The organism is Porphyromonas uenonis 60-3 (assembly GCF_000174775.1).
Lineage (GTDB): Bacteria > Bacteroidota > Bacteroidia > Bacteroidales > Porphyromonadaceae > Porphyromonas > Porphyromonas uenonis_A.
Genome location: NZ_ACLR01000088.1, coordinates 1 through 21,648 on the forward strand (window position 1 = coordinate 1; position 21,648 = coordinate 21,648).

General features: G+C 50.8%; 16 protein-coding genes. 8 read left to right on the plus strand and 8 right to left on the minus strand.

Features of this window, described 5'->3' with window-relative positions; genetic code table 11:
• The first annotated feature begins 133 nt into the window (after window positions 1–133).
• The 4 genes from PORUE0001_RS02275 (at window position 134) to scpA (ending at window position 6,843) form a co-directional block, all read left to right on the plus strand.
• Window positions 134–1,813: a putative transporter gene (locus PORUE0001_RS02275; RefSeq protein ID WP_007364853.1), complete on the plus strand. Its 1,680-nt coding sequence runs from the start codon at window positions 134–136 to the stop codon at window positions 1,811–1,813.
• Between the two features lie 3 nt (window positions 1,814–1,816).
• A complete protein-coding gene (lptB, locus tag PORUE0001_RS02280; protein WP_007364865.1) occupies window positions 1,817–2,620 on the plus strand; it encodes an LPS export ABC transporter ATP-binding protein in 804 nt (267 codons plus the stop codon).
• A 170-nt stretch (window positions 2,621–2,790) separates the two neighbouring features.
• Window positions 2,791–4,662, plus strand: a complete 1,872-nt coding sequence (mutA, locus tag PORUE0001_RS02285; RefSeq protein WP_007364904.1) for a methylmalonyl-CoA mutase small subunit — start codon at window positions 2,791–2,793, stop codon at window positions 4,660–4,662.
• 24 nt (window positions 4,663–4,686) lie between these two features.
• Window positions 4,687–6,843 carry a methylmalonyl-CoA mutase gene (gene scpA / locus PORUE0001_RS02290; RefSeq protein ID WP_007364862.1) on the plus strand — a complete coding sequence of 719 codons (2,157 nt, stop codon included), beginning with the start codon at window positions 4,687–4,689 and terminating at the stop codon, window positions 6,841–6,843.
• Between the two features lie 145 nt (window positions 6,844–6,988).
• On the opposite strand, the gene lpxB is transcribed toward scpA, so the two are convergent.
• From lpxB to PORUE0001_RS02310, 4 genes are read right to left on the minus strand one after another with little or no spacing between them, the layout of a single operon-like run.
• Window positions 6,989–8,140: a lipid-A-disaccharide synthase gene (gene lpxB / locus PORUE0001_RS02295; protein ID WP_007364905.1), complete on the minus strand. Its 1,152-nt coding sequence runs from the start codon at window positions 8,138–8,140 to the stop codon at window positions 6,989–6,991.
• A 21-nt stretch (window positions 8,141–8,161) separates the two neighbouring features.
• Window positions 8,162–8,926, minus strand: a complete 765-nt coding sequence (surE, locus tag PORUE0001_RS02300) for a 5'/3'-nucleotidase SurE (protein ID WP_007364886.1) — start codon at window positions 8,924–8,926, stop codon at window positions 8,162–8,164.
• Between the two features lie 32 nt (window positions 8,927–8,958).
• Complete coding sequence (locus PORUE0001_RS02305) at window positions 8,959–9,504, minus strand: FKBP-type peptidyl-prolyl cis-trans isomerase (protein ID WP_039865346.1); 546 nt, start codon at window positions 9,502–9,504, stop codon at window positions 8,959–8,961.
• Window positions 9,494–11,047 (minus strand): glycine--tRNA ligase, encoded by a 1,554-nt coding sequence (locus PORUE0001_RS02310; protein ID WP_007364875.1) that lies wholly within the window; start codon window positions 11,045–11,047, stop codon window positions 9,494–9,496. Before PORUE0001_RS02310 ends, PORUE0001_RS02305 begins: the two co-directional genes overlap by 11 nt.
• 700 nt (window positions 11,048–11,747) lie before the next feature.
• Here PORUE0001_RS02310 and dcm point away from each other — a divergent pair.
• The 4 genes from dcm (at window position 11,748) to PORUE0001_RS02330 (ending at window position 17,090) form a co-directional block, all read left to right on the plus strand.
• Window positions 11,748–12,935 (plus strand): DNA (cytosine-5-)-methyltransferase, encoded by a 1,188-nt coding sequence (dcm, locus tag PORUE0001_RS02315; protein WP_007364902.1) that lies wholly within the window; start codon window positions 11,748–11,750, stop codon window positions 12,933–12,935.
• The gene (locus PORUE0001_RS09780; protein WP_007364883.1) at window positions 12,932–14,767 is read left to right on the plus strand and encodes an AAA family ATPase; all 1,836 of its coding nucleotides are present in this window, start codon (window positions 12,932–12,934) and stop codon (window positions 14,765–14,767) included. Before dcm ends, PORUE0001_RS09780 begins: the two co-directional genes overlap by 4 nt.
• Window positions 14,768–14,793: 26 nt before the next feature.
• Window positions 14,794–16,455 carry an LlaJI family restriction endonuclease gene (locus PORUE0001_RS02325; RefSeq protein ID WP_007364872.1) on the plus strand — a complete coding sequence of 554 codons (1,662 nt, stop codon included), beginning with the start codon at window positions 14,794–14,796 and terminating at the stop codon, window positions 16,453–16,455.
• Window positions 16,456–16,637: 182 nt separating this feature from the next.
• A complete protein-coding gene (locus PORUE0001_RS02330; RefSeq protein WP_039865347.1) occupies window positions 16,638–17,090 on the plus strand; it encodes a PepSY-like domain-containing protein in 453 nt (150 codons plus the stop codon).
• A gap of 315 nt (window positions 17,091–17,405) precedes the next feature.
• On the opposite strand, the gene tsaE is transcribed toward PORUE0001_RS02330, so the two are convergent.
• From tsaE to PORUE0001_RS02345, 4 genes are read right to left on the minus strand one after another with little or no spacing between them, the layout of a single operon-like run.
• The gene (gene tsaE, locus PORUE0001_RS10830) at window positions 17,406–18,143 is read right to left on the minus strand and encodes a tRNA (adenosine(37)-N6)-threonylcarbamoyltransferase complex ATPase subunit type 1 TsaE (protein WP_007364846.1); all 738 of its coding nucleotides are present in this window, start codon (window positions 18,141–18,143) and stop codon (window positions 17,406–17,408) included.
• Window positions 18,144–18,156: 13 nt separating this feature from the next.
• Window positions 18,157–19,701 (minus strand): bifunctional response regulator/alkaline phosphatase family protein, encoded by a 1,545-nt coding sequence (locus PORUE0001_RS02335; RefSeq protein ID WP_007364885.1) that lies wholly within the window; start codon window positions 19,699–19,701, stop codon window positions 18,157–18,159.
• An 11-nt stretch (window positions 19,702–19,712) separates the two neighbouring features.
• The gene (locus tag PORUE0001_RS02340; RefSeq protein WP_081454294.1) at window positions 19,713–20,786 is read right to left on the minus strand and encodes a DNA cytosine methyltransferase; all 1,074 of its coding nucleotides are present in this window, start codon (window positions 20,784–20,786) and stop codon (window positions 19,713–19,715) included.
• Window positions 20,773–21,639, minus strand: coding sequence for an NgoPII family restriction endonuclease (locus PORUE0001_RS02345; RefSeq protein WP_007364887.1), 867 nt, complete (start codon window positions 21,637–21,639; stop codon window positions 20,773–20,775). Before PORUE0001_RS02345 ends, PORUE0001_RS02340 begins: the two co-directional genes overlap by 14 nt.
• Window positions 21,640–21,648 lie beyond the last annotated feature (9 nt).

Here is a 21,648-nt window from a genome sequence, read left to right on the forward strand (position 1 = left end):
TCTAGCATCTAATCTCTAACGTCTAATCTCTAATTTTGTACCTTTGCGTTAGTATTGGAGCGTTTAGTTTGGATGATGCGCTCCTACGTTGTATGGCTCCTGTGGAGGAGCCTCACTTTACTAAGATACATGTATGGATAGTCTGCGAGCATTTTTCAACGAGCTCTTCGTCATACCTTCGGTGCCTCAATCGATTATTGTGATCTCACTGGTCTCACTGGTGGGGTTGCTCTTGGCACGCATTCGCATAGCCCGTATCTCTCTCGGGGTGACCTTTGTCTTTTTCGTCGGTATCCTGCTCTCTTACTGGGGTATCACGCTAGAGGCTAGGACGCTAGACTTTGGGATGAACTTCGGGCTGATTCTATTTATCTATGCCCTAGGTCTTCAGGTGGGTCCAGCTTTCTTTCCCTCGCTCAAGAAGGGTGGTATACAAGACAATATAGACTCGCTCCTATTGGTCGTGGTGAATATTGCCTTGGTCGTGGGACTCTTCTACGTCTCTGAGTTGCCTATGAGTGAGTGGGTCGGTATCCTGTCGGGTGCTACGACGAATACGCCTGCCCTAGCAGCAGCGCAGAGTAGCTTGCCGAGTGTCGGGCCTGATGGACAGAGCGTGCTCGCGGAGATGGCGCTGGCGTGTGCGATCACCTACCCCTTTGGTGTGGTAGGGGTCATACTAGCGCTCTACGTACTGGCTCCCTTGGCGAAAAAGCGTGCCAAGAGTCAGTCTGACGAAGAGGAGCATGCAGCTTTCTTTAGCGAGTATGAGGTGAAGAATATGGGGGTCGTGGGCAAGACGATCTCTGAGATCTCTCGGGTGGCTGAGAGCTCCTTTGTGATTAGTCGCATATGGCGTGATGGCAAGGCTCTGTCTCCCGACTCGTCGACGCAGCTCCTGGAGGGTGATCGCCTGCTGGTCGTTTCGGATGAGCGGGAGGTGCCGAAGCTGGAGCTATTCTTTGGCAAGAAAGTTGAGAAGGACTGGAACCGCTCCGACATTGACTGGGATAGTGTGGACCAAAGCCTTGTCTCTAGGCGCCTTGTCCTCACCCGCAAGGAGTACAACGGTGTGCGCCTCAGTGCCCTACACCTGCGCAATGACTACGGGGTCAATGTGACGCGCATCGATCGTGCGGGCATCGAGCTACTCACCTCACCAGACCTGCACCTGCAGCTAGGAGACCGTATGACGGTCGTGGGGACTAAAGAGGCTACGGATGCAGTTGCAGCCAAGATCGGCAACGAGATCAAGGACTTGGACACGCCCAATCTACTGGGGCTCTTCATCGGTCTCTTTATCAGTGTCTTCGTCGGTATGATCCCCTTCTACATCCCTGGTGTGAGCATGCCTATACGACTAGGACTGGCGGGTGGTGGTATCATCATCGGTATCCTGATGGGAGCCTTCGGGCCTCGTATGCATGTGACCACTTACATTACCAATAGTGCTAGTCTGCTGATACGACAGCTGGGACTGATCCTCTACCTAGGCTGTCTGGGACTCTCGTCTGGGGCTGGCTTCTTTGACATCCTGCTGAGTACGCGTGGCTTGGTATGGCTTGGCTATGGTGCCTTGCTGACGGTCTTCCCTATCCTACTGATCGGCTGGTATATGCTACGTCGCAAGCGTGGAGACTACGCTACCATGTGCGGTGTGATGTGCGGTAGCATGGCCAATCCGATGGCTCTGGAGGTGGTCGGTGACCGCCTGAGTGGCAGTAAGCACACGGTTGCTTATGCTACGGTCTACCCGTTGGGGATGTTCGTCCGCATTATCTTAACGCAGCTACTCATCTTACTCTTTGTATAGCTTATGACTGAGACTATAGATACCACAGAGGCACTCTCTCCTGATCGCCACAAAGGTGAGACGGGACTCTTGCGTACGGAGCATCTGGTGAAGCGCTACCGCAGTCGTACGGTGGTCAATGATGTCTCTATTGAGCTACGCCAAGGAGAGATCGTCGGACTACTCGGTCCTAATGGTGCGGGCAAGACGACGACTTTCTACATGACAGTGGGGCTGGTCGTGCCGAATGGAGGAAAGATATACCTCAATGAGCAGGACATCACGAAGCTCCCAGTCTACCAGCGGGCCCGCCTCGGCATCGGCTATCTAGCGCAGGAGGCTTCGGTCTTTAGAAAGCTCTCGGTAGAGGACAATATCAAGGCGGTGCTAGAGATGACACCACTCACGCCAGAGCAGCAACAAGAGCGACTGGAGATGCTGATCGCGGAGTTTGGTCTGCACAAGGTACGCACCAATCAGGGCAATAGGCTCTCGGGAGGTGAGCGTCGACGTGTCGAGATAGCTCGCTGTCTTGCCATCGATCCGAAGTTTATCATGCTGGACGAGCCCTTCGCTGGTGTCGACCCGATTGCTGTGCAGGACATACAGTCTATCGTGGCTAAGCTCAAGCAGCGCAACATCGGCATCCTGATCACGGATCACAATGTCAATGAGACGCTTAGTATCACGGATCGCGCCTACCTACTCTTCGAGGGTAAGGTGCTCTTTCAGGGTACGGCCGAACAGCTTGCAGACAACGCTCTCGTGCGTGAGAAGTACCTCGGACGCGACTTCGTCTTGCGTCGTAAGAGCTTCGTAGATCTGTAGCCTTTGGCGCTATTGTCGTGAGGACAATAGGCTTAGGTGACGCTCTATTGAAGAGAAATTTTTATCTTTGCGGATAGCAACACGGTCGACTAGCTTCTATCGGATAGGAGAGAGTCCTCATTGTTGCACCTTTTGCGTAATCAATTCACACAACACACACATAATACGATATGGCAAATAAAAGAGAACGGCTCTTTGGGGACTTTCCTCCCGTAAGCAAAGAGCAGTGGCTGGAGAAGGTCACGGTCGATCTCAAGGGTGCCTCCTTTGACAAGCGGCTCGTATGGCGTACGCCCGAAGGCTTTAGTCTACAGCCTATGTACAGACGCGAAGACATCGCTCAATATGCCTCACGTCTGGCACTACCTGGTGAGTATCCCTACGTGCGATCGACGAAGCTAGACAATGAGTGGCTCGTCCGCCAAGACATCAAGGTTTCGGATCCCGCTGAGGCAAATGCTAAGGCTCTAGATATACTCAACAAGGGGGTCACTTCCCTAGGATTTAAGATCTCTAAGACGATACTCTCTGCTGAGACGCTGGAGACACTCTTCAAGGGAATAGACCTGACGGCTGTAGAGATCAATCTCTCAACCTGCATCTCTCGTACGGTCGAGCTGGCAGAGCTCTTCGTCGCTTACGTACAGAAGCATAAGGTCAATGGCGCAGCCGTAAGGGGCGCTATCGAGTACAACCCCTTCAAGATGGAACTGATGAAGGGTATGGTCAATGCACAGCGCTACGATATCCTAGAGCAACTCTACAACATTGCCAAGCCTATTCCACAGATACGCCTTTACATCGTAGAAGCGTCTATGCTGAGCAACGCTGGTGCGGGCATCGTCAAGGAGCTCGCCTACGCTCTCGCTTGGGGTGCGGAAGTGCTCGACCAGATGGTGGCTCGTGGGCACAAGGTCGAGGAGATAGCTCGGAGGATCAAGTTCCACTTCGGCATTAGCTCAAACTACTTCCTCGAGATGGCGAAGTTTCGTGCAGCTCGCTGGCTATGGGCCGAGATCATCGGGGCGCATGGCGACCAGTACAAGAGCGATGCGGCTAAGATTTGCCAGCACGCTACCACTTCGCAGTGGAATATGACCATCTACGATGCTTATGTCAACCTACTCCGCTCGCAGACGGAGACGATGTCGGCAGCCTTGGGCGGTGTTGACTCGATTACGGTGCTACCGTTCAACATTACTTACGAGGAGAGCAACGACTTCTCCGAGCGTATCGCTCGCAATCAGCAGCTCCTGCTGAGCGAGGAGAGCCACTTCGACAAGGTGGTTGACCCCGCTGCGGGTTCTTACTACATAGAGACCTTGACCAATGTGATTGCCGAGCAAGCTTGGCAGCTCTTTGGTGAGATCAGCGCTAGCGAGGGTGGCTTCGAGAGCTTTGTCACCACGGGCGCTCTACAGCGTGACCTCCAGGAGACCAATACGCAGCGCCACGGAGCTGTAGCAAAGCGTAAGGAGACGCTACTGGGTACTAACGAATTTCCAAACTTCACGGAGACAGCTCACGAGAAGCTCGCGACACCCGCTGTCATCACCTCAGGATGTGGCTGCTCTGCTGGTGAAAAGCAGGAGGGACTACAGCCACTCAACTTCGACCGTGGTGCTAATGAGTTTGAGACGCTCCGCTTGACGACGGAGCGTGGCAAGCAGCCTGTCGTCTTCATGCTGACGATCGGCAATCTAGCGATGAGACTCGCTCGCTCACAGTTCTCGGGCAACTTCTTCGGTTGCGCTGGCTACAAGCTCATTGACAACCTGGGCTTCGAAACAGTCCAAGAGGGTATCGACGCAGCTGTCGCAGCTAAGGCAGACATTGTGGTGCTCTGCTCTAGCGATGACGAGTACGAGACCTTCGCTCCTGAGGCGTTCCGACTACTCGACGGCAGAGCGCAATTTGTCGTAGCGGGCAATCCTGCCTGCACGGAGCAACTACAGGCTCTCGGCATCGAGCACTTCATCCATGTCCGTAGCAACGTGCTGGAGACGCTGCAACACTTCAACAAGATCTTCGGACTAGCGTAGTAACCCTCTAAGTAACACACACAAATGACAAAGCCATTATATAAAGAGATTGACCTGAGTCACTCTCAGTTTGGACGCACCGATGCCACTAAGTGGGGCAAGGAGCATGCGCTCGAGGCGAACTGGACGACGCCTGAGCAGATCAAAGTCAAGCCTGTCTACACGGCTGACGATATAGAGGGTCTAGAGCATCTCGACTACGTGTCGGGGTTGCCTCCTTTCCTTCGTGGCCCATACAGCTTGATGTACCCGTTCCGTCCGTGGACGATACGTCAGTACGCAGGCTTCTCGACGGCAGAGGAGAGTAACGCATTCTATCGTCGTAACCTGGCGAGTGGTCAGAAGGGACTATCGGTCGCTTTCGACCTCCCGACACACCGAGGCTACGACGCCGACCACCCACGTGTCGTGGGCGATGTGGGCAAGGCGGGTGTCTCTATCTGCTCGCTGGAGGATATGAAGGTACTCTTCGACGGTATACCCCTAGCCAAGATGTCTGTCTCCATGACAATGAATGGGGCGGTACTACCAGTCCTCGCTTTCTACATCAATGCGGGTCTAGAGCAAGGCGCTAAGCTCGAGGAGATGGCGGGCACCATTCAGAACGATATCCTCAAGGAGTTCATGGTGCGCAACACATATATCTATCCGCCCGAATTCTCAATGAAGATCATCGCCGACATCTTTGAGTACACCTCTCAGAAGATGCCGAAGTTCAACTCTATCTCCATCTCAGGCTATCACATGCAGGAGGCAGGCGCCACAGCCGACATAGAGATAGCCTTCACCATCGCTGACGGTATCGAGTACCTCCGCGCTGGTATCAATGCTGGTATCCCTGTGGACAAGTTTGCGCCACGTCTCTCCTTCTTCTGGGGCATCGGCGTCAACCACTTCATGGAGATTGCTAAGATGCGTGCTGCACGTATGCTTTGGGCTAAGGTGGTCAAGAGCTTTGGCGCTGAGAATCCTAAGTCGCTCATGCTCCGTACGCACTGCCAGACCTCTGGATGGTCGCTCACCGAGCAGGATCCCTACAACAACGTCGGGCGTACCTGTATCGAAGCTATGGCTGCCGCTCTCGGACACACGCAGTCGCTACACACCAACGCGCTCGATGAGGCGATCGCCTTGCCGACCGACTTCTCGGCTCGTATCGCTCGTAATACGCAGATCTACATTCAGAAGGAGACGCAGGTCTGCCGCTCTATCGATCCATGGGGAGGCTCCTATTATATAGAGTCGCTCACCGACGAGATCGCACACAGAGCGTGGGAGCACATTCAGGAGGTTGAGAAGATAGGTGGTATGGCCAAGGCTATCGAGACTGGCCTTCCCAAGATGCGTATCGAGGAGGCAGCCGCACGTACGCAGGCCCGCATCGACTCCAACCAGCAGGTCATCATCGGTATCAATAAGTACCGCCTAGAGCACGAGGATCCGATTGAAATCCTAGAGATCGACAACACCTCCGTGCGTCAGAGCCAGATAGCTCGTCTCAAGGAGCTCCGTGCCAATCGCGATGAGCAAGCCGTACAGGCAGCTCTCAAGGAGATCACCGAGTGTGTACGTACCAAGCAGGGCAACCTTCTCGAGCTAGCTGTCAAAGCAGCTGGTCTACGTGCCTCGCTAGGCGAAATATCCGACGCTTGCGAAGCAGTCGTCGGACGATACAGTGCAGTAATTAGAACGATCAGTGGCGTGTATTCAAAAGAGTCAGGACACGACAAGCAGCTGGAGTATGCCAAGCAACTTGCCGCAGAGTTTGCAGAGCGTGAGGGGCGTCAGCCTCGTATTATGATTGCCAAGATGGGACAAGACGGTCACGACCGTGGGGCTAAGGTTGTAGCCACTGGCTACGCCGACTGCGGTTTTGACGTCGATATGGGTCCTCTCTTCCAGACTCCTGAGGAGAGCGCTCGTCAGGCTGTCGAGAACGACGTCAACATCCTTGGCGTCAGCTCGCTGGCAGCAGGACACAAGACGCTTATCCCACAGGTCATCGAGGAGCTACGCAAGCTCGGTCGCCCCGACATCATCGTCACCGCTGGCGGTGTCATCCCAGCTCAGGACTACGACTTCCTCTACAAAGCAGGCGTGGCAGCTATCTTCGGACCAGGTACACCTGTCGCCTACTCAGCTGCCAAGTGTCTCGAGATACTTCTCGGCAAGGAGGCGTAGCTCAGCCAGCTAGTCACAACGCGAGACTAAGGCATCGCCACTAGTCTCCCCAATATAAGGAGAGCGAGTCTGTTCGTCACTGAGCAGACCCGCTCTCTGTGTTGATACTGTCGCAGCAAACTCTAGACAAAGCGACTAAGTAGGATCAGTCTTCGGTAGTCCAGCGGGTCGGCTCCCACTGCGTCGTGAGTGCGTGGTAGATGGTCTCGGCTGCTACTTGCGAAGCGACACGTGACGGGTCTAGTCGCAGACGAATCTCGTCGTAGTGCGCTTGCTGCAGCTGATAGGCCGAGCCTTCACGCTCTAGGAGCGGGGAGAGCGCCTGAGCAAGTCGCCGTGGTGTCACCTTGTCGCCTAGTAGCTCCTCGACGACGGGACACTCTGCGATCAGGTTCACCAAAGAGAAGTAACGGATCGGCAGTAGATGGTCAAAAGCCCAGCGCGCTAAGCGACCTGCAGGGAGCCGATAGGCGACCACCTGTGGAGTACCTATGAGCGCCGTCTCGAGCGTTGCCGTCCCTGAGGTGACGAGCGCTGCGGAGGCGCCAGCCAATAGCGGTAGCGTCTCGTTGGTGACCAGCTCTATGCGCTCATTTATATAAGGAGTGTAGTGCGCTCGGTCAATGCTCGGCGCTCCTGCGATGACTGCTCGCCAGGGCGCTGGCAGGAGGTCGATCGCTTGGCACATGATCGGCAGGTTGCGCGCTATCTCCGCTTCGCGGCTCCCTGGGAGGAGCGCTATGTAAGGTCGTACCGTGTCGCATAGCTTAGCATTGCTCGCCAGTAGCTCGCCCACGCTCTGTATACTCGGGTTGCCCACGTAGCGAGCAAGGACACCACGCTGCGAGAGATAGTCCGCCTCAAAGGGAAGGATCGTCAAGCAGAGATCCGTGTAACTCCTAAGCTGCTTGATACGCCGTCGACGCGATGCCCACACCTTAGGCGGTATGTAGTAAACCACAGGCACCCCGTGACGATGCGCCATCGGGAGCGTGTAGCGCAGGTTAAAGCCTCCGTAGTCGATCGGGATCACCACGTCAGGAGGATTCGAAGTCATCTCCTCCCGCAAGAGTTGTGCTGCGTGACTTATCTTGCGCATACTACGCAGTACGCTTGTGAAGCCCATGACCGCTATCTCACGATAGTGGTAAAGCGGAGCGACACCCGCCTGCTGCGCCATCTTGTCCCCGCCAATAAAGGCAAAAGCGGCCTCCGTATCGACCGCTTTTAGTGAGGCGATGAGCCGTGCACCATGCTCATCGCCAGAAGCTTCGCCAGCTATGAGCAGATATTTCATAGCTTACATGAGAGGCTTACGCTAGAGCTGTAGAGGCCACTCCTTAGTAGCCCGCTCTAGGAAGGGGTGATCCGTCATATCGATCTGTAGAGGCGCTATCGTAGCGTAGCCCTCGACGAGCCAGTAGTGATCCGTCCCCGTACGGTGATCAGGATCCACCTGGTCGCCCTGCATCCAGTAGACAGGCGTGCCGTGAGGCGTCTCCGACCGCATGTATTCATTGACGAAGCGTCCCGTCCCTTGGGGAGCCCACTTGATCCCCTTGGCGGGAGCCTTCGGGAAGTTCACATTGAGCATCGTCGTGCGAGGTAGTCCATGCTCCATCACCTGCGGGATAAATTGCTTGGCAAAGGCACACACCTCGCTAAAGTCACACTTGTCGCTGTGGTCAGCAAGCGAAAAAGCGACCGCAGGTATACGAGCTATGGCAGCCTCTATGGCAGCGCCCGCCGTACCTGAGTAGATCGCGCAGATGCCATCGTTGCGCCCATGGTTAATCCCCGACACCACAAGGTCAGGAAGCGTAGTCGCAAAGATCGTGTTCAGTGCCAGCTTGACACAGTCCACAGGCGTTCCCGAGCAACTGTACAGTTGATAGGGTAGCTGCTCGCTCTCCTCCATAAGGGTGATCCGTAGTGGCGTACGGGAGGTAATCTGCGAGGAGGCTCCCGAGCGGGGCTCCGTGGGAGCGACGACCGTGACCGTCGCTATCTGGGCGAGCGTCTCTGCCAGTTCACGGATACCCTGTGCGTGGACGCCATCATCGTTAGTTAGTAGTATCTTCATAGGTTAGATTTAAGGTTGATAGTAGGACAAGTTTATTCGTGAGCCTCCGCTGCGCGCTGGGTCTCGGGGATGATCTCCTCGAGCTTGACGCGAAACTTTAGCGCTGAGTAAGGACTGATCTCTTCAGTCCTTCTCTCGCCATAGGCTAAGTACCAGGGGATGATAATCTCCGCCTCGTCGCCTACGACCATCTGCTGGAGGCCGATGCGGGCTCCCTCCACGAGCTGTTTCTTCGGACCACGGTTGATCGTAAACTCAGCTGAACGCTCCGAGCCGTAGTTACCATCCACGACCTTATTCCCCACGAGCATGCGCATCTCGTAGTGGCACTTGATGCGAGAGGTCTCGATGGGGTACTCCTTACCCTCGCCATGGGCGAGCCACTTCATGTAGACATAGGCTGAGGAGCCTGGGATAGAGGCTTTCTTATAGTCCTCTTTTGAGGCGTACTCTTTGAAAGAGCTCTCATTGTTAATGCGCCACTGAGTCGTGGCATCGATAGGGTCTTCGCAAGATGCTAAGAGAAGTAGAGAGAGCAGCATGACTAGGGAAGCCTTGAGGGATATACTATATTTCATCTTCGATCTTCTTAAGTAGCGTATTGATACTGGTGCGCTGGGCGATGAGGTCGTGTAGCTCGGCGATAGCGATACGCTCCTGCTGCATCGTGTCGCGATCACGTAGGGTGACCGTGTTGTCCTCAAGCGTCTGGTGGTCCACGGTGATACAGTAAGGCGTACCGATAGCGTCCTGACGACGGTAGCGCTTGCCGATGCTATCCTTCTCATCATACTGACAGGTGAAGTCCAGGTGCAGGAGACGTACCACCTCATGCGCCTTCTCGTCCAGTCCATCCTTGCGTACGAGTGGCAGGACAGCCAGCTTGACTGGTGCTAGTGCCGGCGGTAGCGACAGGACCACGCGGGTCTCGCCACTCTCCGTCTGCTCCTCCTTGTAGGAGCCACAGAGCACCGAGAGGAACATACGATCCACGCCGATACTGGTCTCCACGACGTATGGGATATAGGACTCCTTCGTCTCGGGATCGTAGTAGCGGAGCTTCTTGCCCGAGAACTCCTCGTGGCGCGATAGGTCAAAGTCCGTACGACTATGGATCCCCTCCACCTCTTTATAGCCAAAGGGCATGAGGTACTCAATATCGGTCGCAGCATTGGCATAGTGCGCCAGCTTCTCGTGATCGTGGTAGCGGTAGTCGCTCTGCGGGAAGCCTAGAGCGTAGTGCCAGTGCAGGCGCAGCTTCTTCCAGTACTCAAACCACTCTAGCTCAGTGCCTGGCTGTACGAAGTACTGCATCTCCATCTGCTCAAACTCACGCATACGGAAGATAAACTGACGTGCCACGATCTCATTGCGGAAGGCCTTACCAATCTGCGCAATACCGAAGGGAAGCTTCATGCGTCCCGTCTTCTGCACGTTGAGATAGTTGACGAAGATCCCCTGAGCCGTCTCGGGGCGTAGGTAAATCGTTGAGGCACCATCAGCCGTCGAACCCACCTCCGTAGCAAACATCAGGTTAAACTGACGCACCTCCGTCCAGTTCGTCGTGCCACTGATGGGGCAGACGATCTTCTCGTCTATGATGATCTGGCGTAGCTCCTCGAGGTCGTTGTCGTTGAGCGCCTTAGCCATCCGCTGGCGCAGAGCCTCAGCCTGCTCAAGGTAACCCTTGACACGAGGATTGGTCGTGCGGTAGAGCGACTCGTCAAAGGAGTCGCCAAAACGCTTACGCGCCTTATCTATTTCCTTCTCCGCCTTACCCTCGATCTTAGCGATCTGGTCCTCGATGAGGACGTCCGCACGGTAACGCTTTTTGGAATCTTTATTATCAATGAGTGGATCGTTGAAAGCATCTATATGTCCCGAAGCCCGCCATATATCTGGGTGCATAAAGATCGACGAATCGATACCGACCACGTTAGGGTGTAGGCGCGTCATCGCCTCCCACCAGTAGCGCTTGATATTGTTTTTGAGCTCTACACCGTTCTGACCGTAGTCATAGACAGCGCTCAGCCCGTCGTAGATATCAGATGAAGGGAAGACAAACCCATACTCCTTGCAGTGGGATACAATCTTCTTAAAGAGATCTTCTTGTGATGCCATAATGATTTCTTGTCCTAAGTATTATGCTTACAAAGATACGAAAAAGAGGTTAGAGACTAGACCTTAGAGATTAGAAGATAGAGATTAGAGGTTAGAAGTCCGATTATTCTGATGGTTCTGATGGCTCCGATGGTTCCGAGGCACTCCGATACCCTTCAGAGCCCCTGACACCACACCTCCGAGGAAATCGCAAATGCCTCGGTAGAAACCGAAAATCCCCCACCGAGGCATAAAAAAATTCTTCCGAACTTTGATTTGCTTCTTCCGAAGTTTCATTTCATTCTTCCGAACTTTTATTTCCCGGTTCCGTGGAGAATTTTCGTTTTCTCCCTGGAGATTTCCGATTTCCTCGGGAGGTGAGACGAGTAACGAAGTGTATGGACGCACGACCTGTGCGTCCGTTCCCGTTAAAATCACGACGTTGTAACCTTTGACGCAACGGACACTGTAACCTTTGACACAACAGACTCCGTCCTGCTAGACTATACTCTAGCCTGCTTACCACATGGTAGTCGTTTCAAAGGGCTTAGCCTAGTTTGCCAAGTTGAAGAACAGCTCGCTGTTTGGTTTTGACAATCTATTTCTGTAAGTTTGCAGTCAAAATCAAGAGGATAAGAAGCAATAGAAATTAGCAGTCAAGTAAGCCGAACTGATGGTGTCATCATATCCTAAAATGCAAAAGACAACACACTGAAATCTAATGAGAGATCAAACTCTAGGTCTTTGGGAGCAGATTCTCGACTCTAAGGCGAAAAAGCTGAGCATGTCGTATGGAGAAGACTTTCAAGAGGATTCTCCTCTGACGTTTATAGATCTTTTTGCTGGGATTGGAGGATTTCACCTAGCTATGCACAGTGTCGGAGCTCAGTGTGTCTTTGCGAGCGAGTGGGATCAGTATGCTCGACAAACTTATGAGGCAAACTATAGAAAGTTAGCCCCAGAGCTGTTTAGCCGAGGACTGTTTGCCGGAGACATCACCAAGGTTGATCCTGCATCCATCCCTCCGTTTGATATCCTTTGTGCGGGTTTCCCTTGTCAGCCGTTTTCTGTTGCTGGTTTAAGGAGAGGATTTGAAGATACTCGAGGAACGCTATTCTTTAACATTGCGAACATCGTTAAAAGCAAAATAGAAGAAGGTAATCCCCCTAAGGTCCTTTTTTTGGAGAATGTCCGCGGACTCAGAACACACGACAAAGGAAATACGCTCAGAGTGATTCTCAACACCCTTGAAGAGTTAGGATATAGGTACTCGTACGAGGTTCTTAACGCTAAATACTTTGGTGTGCCTCAAAATAGGGAACGACTATTCATTGTAGCTTGGAGTAAGGACTTGATAAGTGCCGATAGGTTTCTATTTCCCTATGGAATAGATGCCGAAGGCAATACGATATATGACAAGCAGATGGCAAAGAGATGTGCTATACGGACGAAAGTTTCTGACATCTTTGAGCCTCAATCTATAGAGAGAGACGGATTTACAATAAGCGATAGGATGTGGCTCGGACATCAAACTCGGAAAAAAAGAAATCGCTTGAACGGTAAAGGGTTTGGGTATTCAAAGTTCACGGGCAATAGCGTCTATACTAGTACCATATCTGCTCGATATTGGAAAGATGGCAGTGAGATATTGATTGATCAATCCAATCGAGGGCTAAACCCTCGGATGCTAACACCTGTAGAGGCTGGTAGACTTCAAGGGTATAGAGTTATCGGGAGTGGATGGGAGCATACAGAAAGTGCATCTAATCTTGCTTACAATGAGAGCGATCCTGAGTTTAGAATAGTCGTATCTAAAAAAGAGGCGTACAGACAGTTTGGAAATAGTGTAGCTATCCCAGTCATTAAAAGACTGTCTCAAGAAATCATAAAGCAACTTATAAGACAATGAAAGATTTATCCATACTAGAAGCGGAACTAGCTCAAAAGGTATCAGACTACAAGTCTGTACTGCAAGCTGACTGTCCTTTACCAGCAGAATTCAAGAAGCTTGTACCCAAGGTAGATAACTACACAATAAAGTACTTAAGGCACAGCTTTATTGTCTCTGGAAGGTTAGACATATATCTTCCCAATCAATTGTGGTACCTAGCTGCTATTTGTGTCCCTCTATACAAAGAGCTGAGCTTGTACAAACAGGCACTTCACGATGAGGTTGATATTTCTTCTTACAAGGGTAATAAGGCTAAAGCAGAAAAAGTAGTAAATAATCTTGGTTATGATGGACAAGAGAGAGAGCTGCTTGTTAAATTCTTGTCTGACTATGAGTGGTGGCGAGGAGGCAAGTCTATAGATAGAGGAGACTATTTTTACTCACCTATTCTGTCCGTATGTAATCTAGTAAATGTCTCTCAGTCCTATGTAGCTGAGATGTGTAAGTATCTTGCTTCGAAAGATGAAGCGACTGATCTCTTGAATCAAGCTTTGCTAGGGCTACACGGCACCTTAAGTGGGAGCGATAAGCTTCTTCAAACCATTTACTTTGGCGCACCTGGTAGTGGCAAATCTTACATAGTCAAAGAAACTATGCGGAAGGCGGGGGTGCCTGAAGAGAACATTTTTCGTACGACCTTCCACCCAGACAGTGACTATGCGAGCTTCGTAGGATGCTACAAGCCAGTTGTGAGATCAAAGGACGATACAAACTTGACTAAAGAGGAGCTTTTGCAGTGTTTTGAGACGCTTCGTTCAGAGACTGAATCCTACCCAGTAGATAAGTTTGCAGCAAGGTATCATGCCTCTCTTCAAAACATCTCAAAACCCGAAAAGAAGTGGCTAAGAGAAGAATTGCAAAACACAGCTGGCATTAGCTTTGACCCTTATGCCCAGATGAATACTGCTATCGCTGTCGGAGATTATCTTGCCGAGCAAGGGCTACTCAACAGCGATGAGACTATCACATACGACTTCTCCCCGCAAGTATTTACGAATGCTTATGTACGGGCTTGGGAGGTGCATTCTGAGTCTGAGTCTGAGCCTAAGCCTGTGTATCTCATTATTGAAGAGATAAACAGAGGAAACTGTGCTCAAATCTTTGGCGACCTCTTCCAGCTACTAGATAGAGATGGCGATGGTGTCTCTGAGTACAAGATTAAGGCGGACGAAGACCTCACTCGTTATCTACAGAGTAAGCTAGGAGTGACGCATGAGGGTATCAAAGGTGGTAATCTGTGCTTACCCTCCAACCTTCACATCATCGCTACGATGAATACATCTGATCAGTCGCTCTTTCCTATGGATAGCGCCTTCAAGCGTCGATGGAATTGGAAATATGTACCGATTAACTATAGCCCAGATATAGATTCTGGAAAATACACCATCACCATAGGCTGTAATAAATACCGTTGGGTAGACTTCCTTGAGAAGGTCAATGAGCGAATACTTGAAGTGACTGACTCTGAAGATAAGCAGATGGGCAACTTCTTTATCAAGGACTTTGTAGGTGAAGACGAGTTCAAGAGCAAGGTAATGTTTTACCTATGGCATGAGGTGTGCAAAGATGAGTTCCACACAAAGAATAATTTCTTTCGCTACACGACAAAAGAGGAACAAGAGGAGCAGGAGTTTAGCTTTAATGATCTCTACAAGGATTGCAGTACTGACCTCTTAAATGGCTTTATGAATTACCTTGAGGTACCTCCAGTGACTCAGGAAAAGACATCTACAGCAGAAGCTAGCACATCTGCAGCAACAGAGACTACCTCTACAGAGACAACGGCTTAATCCGGGGTCATCATAGCTGGACTGTCGTGAAGATACTATTTGAAGAGTATAGGTATAAGCCCGAAGAGCTCCCATCTCTAGAGGGCATTGACCCTATCGAGCTAAAAGATGGGGATGTCAAGCTTCCTTATGTGGGGTACTACTATGATGTGGCATCGGCAGAGACGATTTTCATATTGCCTAAGGTCTTTATTGTAGATAACCTTGCTTTCAAGAGGTATGACCCCAAGCGCTTATGTAAGTCACAGAGTGAGAAGGAACCACTTTCTGCAGATGATCAAGCTTTTCTCTTCAGGCTCTCAGCATGGCTCTATCAGGCTATTGCACTTTTCAACGAGCGACACCCTAGCAATGAGATTACTTCGCAGCGTAGCCTAGCGGGTGTCGTAGGACACAAGGGCAAAGATGGGGTCACGTTACTAGACCATGTACTGTCTCTCTTGCGCTTCAATAGGGAGCATCAGTCGCTTTTTACTTATATAGCGACTATTAAGCATACGGGTCAGCATAGGATACACTGGACCAAGACTATACGTACGACCACTCCTCTAGTCAACGGTAAGACCCCTTACTATCTAGAGTGCAGGACTAAAGATAAGACCATCGACTATGACGAAGAGCTTATCTGCCTCTTCTACTCCACGCTTGATTACTTGAAGCAGAGCTACCACTTTGTAGTGCAGCGACACCTAAACTACAAGACAGAGAAGCCTCACCGCATAGCTAATATGATAGAGTGTGGTAAAGGAACTAGATATCTACGCAAGATACGAGGTAAGTACTTCAAAGATGAGCTGGTGCAACTGTGGAACCTGCTCTATGCTTTTTACGAGCGAGCTGAGGAGGTAGCACAGAAGAGAGTCCCGAATGAGCGACTGCTCGTCCGCAACTTCAACATCGTCTTTGAGGATATGATCGACTGCTTGATAGGCGATTCAGAGCTCCCGAAAGGTCTGAAAGAACAAAAAGACGGCAAAATCATAGACCACATCTACCGAGACAAGTCTCTTGTCGATGACGATGACATTTATTTCATAGGTGATAGCAAGTACTACAAAGAGGGCAACAGCTTTGACGAAAACTCACGATATAAGCAGATAACCTATGCTAAGAATGTTATCCAATACAATATAGACCTCTTCAACAGACAAGAGGAAAGCGGGTATCTGCGCTATCGAGATGAGCTGACGGAGGGATACAATCCTACACCAAACTTCTTCATCCGTGGATTTATAGATCCAGAGGATTTGTCTTATGCTGACAGCAAGCTCACAAAGGAGGATAAGGAGCACTACAGCTATCACTTTGAGAATCGACTTTTCGATAGAGACACACTCCTAGTGCTCACCTACGATATCAACTTCCTATATGTCCTCTCCGCTTATGTCCAGAGCCGTGGATATAGTGCAAGCGTAGATCGCTTCCTCCGTGACCTGTTTAGGCAAGACATCATTGCTGCATACAAAGATAAGTACGAGTTCTATCAAATAGAGTTAGAGGGGATCTCTAAAGAGGAGTTTGTAGCGTCGAACTTCAAGCTACTCATCGGTAAGATGTTCCAAACAAAAGAGGGCAAGCTTATTCTAGCACTTGAGAAGGAAAACGAGGAAAGCAAGCTTATTAAAACTCTCTCAGAGAAGACTATTCCGCGTCAAGAGATCGACCTGAAGTACCTTGGATCACACTGACTCTACGCTGATCGAGAGCTAGCTGCCACCCAGCAAGTGATCAACCAATAGTCCCCCTGACGAGTAGTGAGCTGAGTGAATAGCCTGCCGAGAGCTGTGGAAAATTAGTCCTATCTTTGCGGTTGGGGGAAGGATCTTTCTTCCCTCCAATACGACTAATCTAATAAGCCTATAACGAACCTATGAAAAGAATCCTATTTATGGCGCTACTGCTAACTTGCAGTGCTGCACTTTTTGCTTCTTGCGGACCAACGAAGGATTGGCACCTTAGTGAGCAGTGCTCGAAATTCCTAAATGAGCGCTACGCTAACGCGCGTATCCTAGAGGTGGACTACGACAAAGGCATGGTCGAGGTGGAGATACGGCACGACAAGAAGGATAAGGAGGTGCTCTTCACGAATTCCTGTGAGTGGGTCTCCACGAGCTGGGATGTCGCTCGGAGAAATGTCCCCGCTGTCGTCATGAAGGCGCTCCAAAAGAAGTATCCTAATGCGCGCATTGACGATATTGACTTTGTAGAGATGCCTCGTGGCTCTTACTATTGCTTTGAGATAGAGCGGAGAGGTCAGCAAGATGAGTACGTCTACATCACGCCTCAGGGGGTGATCACCGAGGTCCGCGCCTATCACAAGTAATCCGCTATCTAGCACATGAGACTGTTGCAAAAGTCAACAGTCTCACAATCTTGCGTGCAAGATTGTCTAGACTTTGCAGAAAGGATGAAGCGCAAGGCGCTGAGGGTGAGGTCTGAAGGGAGCATACCTCCGTATGTGACCGAAGCCGAATCCCGAAAGCAACACAGCGATTCGCCTTTATGCAACAGTCTCAAATAGCAATAACGCGCAAGGCGGGCTAGACGACAGTGTCTAGTCCGCCTTGATCTATTCTATCCGGCATGCGCCACGCTCCGATATGTACCCAAAAGTGGCAAAACGGGTACATGTTTTCTCTTATATGTACCCGAAAACGCCAAAACGGGTACACGTTGTCTCGGATATGTACCCGAAACGGGCAAAATGGGTACATGTCTTCTCCGATAGACCCTTGGTTAGCTCAGAAGATTTTACTCCATAATAATAGGAGAGGGTGTAGCGTGATGACCTTTGCTCTTTCGGGATATAAGCCATTCGGGGTGGTGGGCTGTCATTGAGGCGTGCTCGTGACCTTTGACAGCAGTAGAGGAGGAGCTCCCGTGGGGTGTGTAGTACCTTTGCAGCGCTTCCTCCCCTAGCTCTAGTGAGCCGAGCCGATGTGAGTGCGAGCTTACTCGGTGAGGAGGGTGATGAGGCGGGATCCGTCGGGCTGCGCCTCGATGTGGATGACGGCGGTGTCCTCGGGGATAGGGGGGCGATGACGTCGGGCCACTCGATATAGCAGCGAGCGCCTGAGCGGATATACTCGGCTAGCCCTATCTGGTCGGCATCTGCGAGGCTCTCCAGGCGGTAGCAGTCTATATGATAGATGGTGTCGTCGGACTGTGTCGTGTAGACGTTGACAATGGCAAAGGTGGGACTATTGACGACCTCCTCTTCGCTGGCGCCATCGAGACGGCAGAGCTCGTGAACAAGTGTCGTCTTGCCCGCTCCTAGATCCCCCTGTAGGGCGATAACGGGGTAGTCGGCAAGTCGTGTGTGCACCTCCTGGGCTATGCGTGGGAGGTCGGCAAGGGATTGTAGTGTGAGACGCATATAGTTAGTGGTATTAGCGAGGCGTGAGCGTGATGCAGGGCACGAGCATCTCCTCCATAGAGATGCCTCCGTGCTGGAGCGTGTCACGGTAGTAGTTGACGTAGTAGTTATAGTTGTTGGGATAGGCGAAGAAGTTCTGCTCGTAGCAGAAGACGTAGCCGTCTGTCAGATGATTGACGGGGAGACCGATATCTTTAGGTTTGCGAGGAGCGTAGACCTCTTTAGCATTGAAAGAGAGGCTTTGGCCCAGCTTGTAGCGCAGATTGGTAGAGGTGTTGCGATTGCCAATGATCTGAACCGGCTTGCGCACGCGGACGGAACCATGGTCGGTGGTCAGAATGATCTTGGCGCCCATCTGAGCGACCTGCTCGAAGAGCCGATAGGTGGTCGAGTGGCGGAACCAACTCTGTGTCAGGGAGCGGTAAGCGGCCTCACTGCTGGCCAGCTCGCGGATCATCTTGCTCTCGGTGCGAGCGTGCGATAGCATATCGACAAAGTTGAGGACGATGACGTTGAGCGGGTTGTCCTGTAGCTCGTTGAGCTGACCGAGGAGTCGCTCGCCGAAGGAGGTCTCGTAGACCTTGCGGTAAGCGAAGCTATAGGGCTTGCGATAACGTTTGAGAAGGCTTGCGATCATGGGCTCTTCGTTGAGATTTTTGCCCTCTTCGCTCTCCTCATCAACCCACAGCTCGGGAAAGGTTTTCGCAATCTCAAGGGGCATGAGCCCAGAGAAGATCGCATTGCGTGCATACTGCGTGGCTGTCGGCAGGATGGCGGTGTACATGCCGTCGTCGAAGGTGAAGAGTCCGCTCAGCATCTCCTGCACGGCAAGCCACTGATCCCAGCGGAAGTTGTCGATGAGGATTAGGAAGATACGCTCGCCACGATCGAGCAAGGGGAAGACTTTGTCGCGCATCAGCGTATGGCTCATCAGCGGAGCGCACTTCGGATCTTGTATCCACCCTTCGTACTCCTTAGTAATGTACTTGGCGAAGAGTCTATTCGCCTCGTCACGCTGCGACTGCAGCGTCTCGGCCATGTCGGGAAGGTAGTTGTCCACCTGCATGACCCACTTGGAGATCTCCTTATGAATGGACATCCACTCATCAATGGTACCAGCGCTATTGATCCGTAAAGATAGCTCCCGGAAGGCTTGTATGTAGTTTTGCTGTGTGGCCTCGGTGACGATCTGCTCTCGGTGCAGTACTTTCTTGAGCGATAGGAGCAGTTGGTGCGGATTGACTGGCTTGATGAGGTAGTCGGCTATCTGACGGCTGATGGCTTCATTCATGAGGTGCTCCTCCTCGCTCTTGGTGACCATGACGACGGGGAGGTAGGGGTAGAGCGGAGCGATGCGAGCGAGCGTCTCTAGTCCCGACAATCCTGGCATCTGCTCATCGAGGAAGACTAAGTCGTAGGACCGCTCCTCTAGCAGGTCAAGGGCATCGGCGCCACTCACACAAGGGGTGACCTCATAGCCGTGCTGCTCGAGGAATATGATGTGCGGTCTCAGGAGATCTATCTCGTCATCGACCCAAAGTATCTGTATTGCGGACATAGATGCGTAGCTTATTGTGTGAATAGCGTGGATTGAGTCATAGACCTTTGGGATTGTTGCTCTACAAAGGGTTCGCTCTTATGTATTTCAAGACCAGCTTGCTTGAGAGCCTGTTTGATACTCAGAGCCACGTGGTAAGCAAGATTCACAGGGACTGCGTTACCGACCATTTTATACCCATCATTGACTTGATCATAGATGAAGAGAAAGTCATCTGGGAAGGACTGTACTCGAGCCACCTCTCTGACAGTCATACGACGATATAGCTTTTCATTAAGCGGGTCAAAGATATGCTTGTTTGTTTCTATCTTTTGCATCTTAGGAGCTTGGGGGTGCAACTGACATTGCCTGCCACTAGCTTGGACTGTAAAGCCTGGCTCATCCCATGAGCGAACTCTATTGCGAGACATATAGATAGGAGAGTAGCTACCCGTGAAGTATTCATGGTTCGGGACTAGACAAGCATCTTCGTTACTCTTATTAGAGTCCCTAGCAGAAATTGCAGTGTCTCTCAGATCCCATATCGCGTCACGTAGCGTCAATCGCTTAGGTATAGGAACTGGGAACTCAAACTCTTTGATGTCAAGATCTTTTCGAAATCCAATATAAAAGACACGCTTGCGGTCTTCTGGGACTTCGTAGTCATAGGCGTTCAGTAACTCAACGAAGACATTGTATCCTGCTTGATCAAAGAGATTAATGAAGTTTTGCACCGCTTCTTGATGGCGTTTAGACAACATGCCAGACACGTTCTCTGCGACAAAGAACTTCGGCTGTGTATACTTGAGGATGCGTATGTAATCAAAGAAAAGCTGTCCACGAGCATCTTCAATACCCTTTAAGGCTCCTGCTTCACTCCAAGATTGACATGGAGGACCTCCGATAATACCATCTATATGGCGAGGGAATAATCTCTCTGGGATTTTACGGATATCACCCTCTAGTAGGGGCACATCAGGAAAGTTGTGCTTGAAGGTAGGACAGATTGTCTTGTCATACTCATTGGCAAGTATGGTGGTAAATCCAGCCTTATGAAATCCTAAATCCATCCCCCCCGCACCAGAAAACAGGCTAATCAGCGTCATACTCATGAGAGATACTATAGGTAATTAGTTTGACATTCTTGAGGAGAGCAGGATTATTTGGCTCTCTTACTTTGGCATCCTTGATAGATAGTCCTTTGAGACTCTTCGAAAGAGACTCAAGCTTGTACCTATTGTCAAATGATAGATACTTATTCTCTTCTACTACGGCAATTAGGTCAAAGCAATCTTCCTCTTTAATCTTGTATAAGTCTTGAAAGAGAGTAAATGGGTTTTCAATCCCCCACATTCCTCTGACACGTAAATAAGTTATCCCAAGAGGATCGACACGATTGACTTTCCCTAATTCTTTTGTCTGAGCAAACTCAATGCCCTCTATCTGCTCTACTCCTTCTTTAATGTGTCTCTTGATTTTTGTGTATGTTTCAGCATCTGCACAATATAGATCTCCATATACCATCGCCAACGCACGAAGATGATTTTTCTTTACGAAGCCAACCGAATAGATAAGGTCTTTTGTCGTCCATTCTTCACAATTGCGACATGCAGTACTAAGCATTGGATCGGAAGAGTGTAATTGTCGCTTAGGATAGCTACTGTTTAGAGCTAAGAAAGAGCTGACACTTTCGATCTTCTTAATTTCTAGAGCATCTCCATTAAGCAAAATCGCATCAGGCGGATTGTTCTGATTTCCTAGATAGCTGAAAGTATTTGCCAGTAGCTTTGTTCGCTTACTTGAACTGCTTGTATTATAGCTTCCAGCAAATAAATCTTTGACAAACATCTCTAGGCTCTCACCCATCGAGTTCGCTCTATTCTTCGAATTCGACAGGCTAGTAAGCTCCAAAGAGGTAAGGGAGGTTATGTTGCAGATAGCATCTATTATATTTGCCATAGTTTTCTT

Bases quoted from the DNA above. Each gene is read 5' to 3' on its own strand.
- mutA (WP_007364904.1), top strand. From the start codon at position 2,791: ATGGCAAATAAAAGAGAACGGCTCTTTGGGGACTTTCCTCCCGTAAGC.
- PORUE0001_RS02305 (WP_039865346.1), bottom strand. From the start codon at position 9,504: ATGAAATATAGTATATCCCTCAAGGCTTCCCTAGTCATGCTGCTCTCT.
- scpA (WP_007364862.1), top strand. From the start codon at position 4,687: ATGACAAAGCCATTATATAAAGAGATTGACCTGAGTCACTCTCAGTTT.
- PORUE0001_RS09780 (WP_007364883.1), top strand. From the start codon at position 12,932: ATGAAAGATTTATCCATACTAGAAGCGGAACTAGCTCAAAAGGTATCA.
- lpxB (WP_007364905.1), bottom strand. From the start codon at position 8,140: ATGAAATATCTGCTCATAGCTGGCGAAGCTTCTGGCGATGAGCATGGT.
- PORUE0001_RS02330 (WP_039865347.1), top strand. From the start codon at position 16,638: ATGAAAAGAATCCTATTTATGGCGCTACTGCTAACTTGCAGTGCTGCA.
- lptB (WP_007364865.1), top strand. From the start codon at position 1,817: ATGACTGAGACTATAGATACCACAGAGGCACTCTCTCCTGATCGCCAC.
- dcm (WP_007364902.1), top strand. From the start codon at position 11,748: ATGAGAGATCAAACTCTAGGTCTTTGGGAGCAGATTCTCGACTCTAAG.
- surE (WP_007364886.1), bottom strand. From the start codon at position 8,926: ATGAAGATACTACTAACTAACGATGATGGCGTCCACGCACAGGGTATC.
- PORUE0001_RS02340 (WP_081454294.1), bottom strand. From the start codon at position 20,786: ATGACGCTGATTAGCCTGTTTTCTGGTGCGGGGGGGATGGATTTAGGA.
- PORUE0001_RS02335 (WP_007364885.1), bottom strand. From the start codon at position 19,701: ATGTCCGCAATACAGATACTTTGGGTCGATGACGAGATAGATCTCCTG.
- PORUE0001_RS02310 (WP_007364875.1), bottom strand. From the start codon at position 11,047: ATGGCATCACAAGAAGATCTCTTTAAGAAGATTGTATCCCACTGCAAG.
- tsaE (WP_007364846.1), bottom strand. From the start codon at position 18,143: ATGCGTCTCACACTACAATCCCTTGCCGACCTCCCACGCATAGCCCAG.
- PORUE0001_RS02275 (WP_007364853.1), top strand. From the start codon at position 134: ATGGATAGTCTGCGAGCATTTTTCAACGAGCTCTTCGTCATACCTTCG.
- PORUE0001_RS02345 (WP_007364887.1), bottom strand. From the start codon at position 21,639: ATGGCAAATATAATAGATGCTATCTGCAACATAACCTCCCTTACCTCT.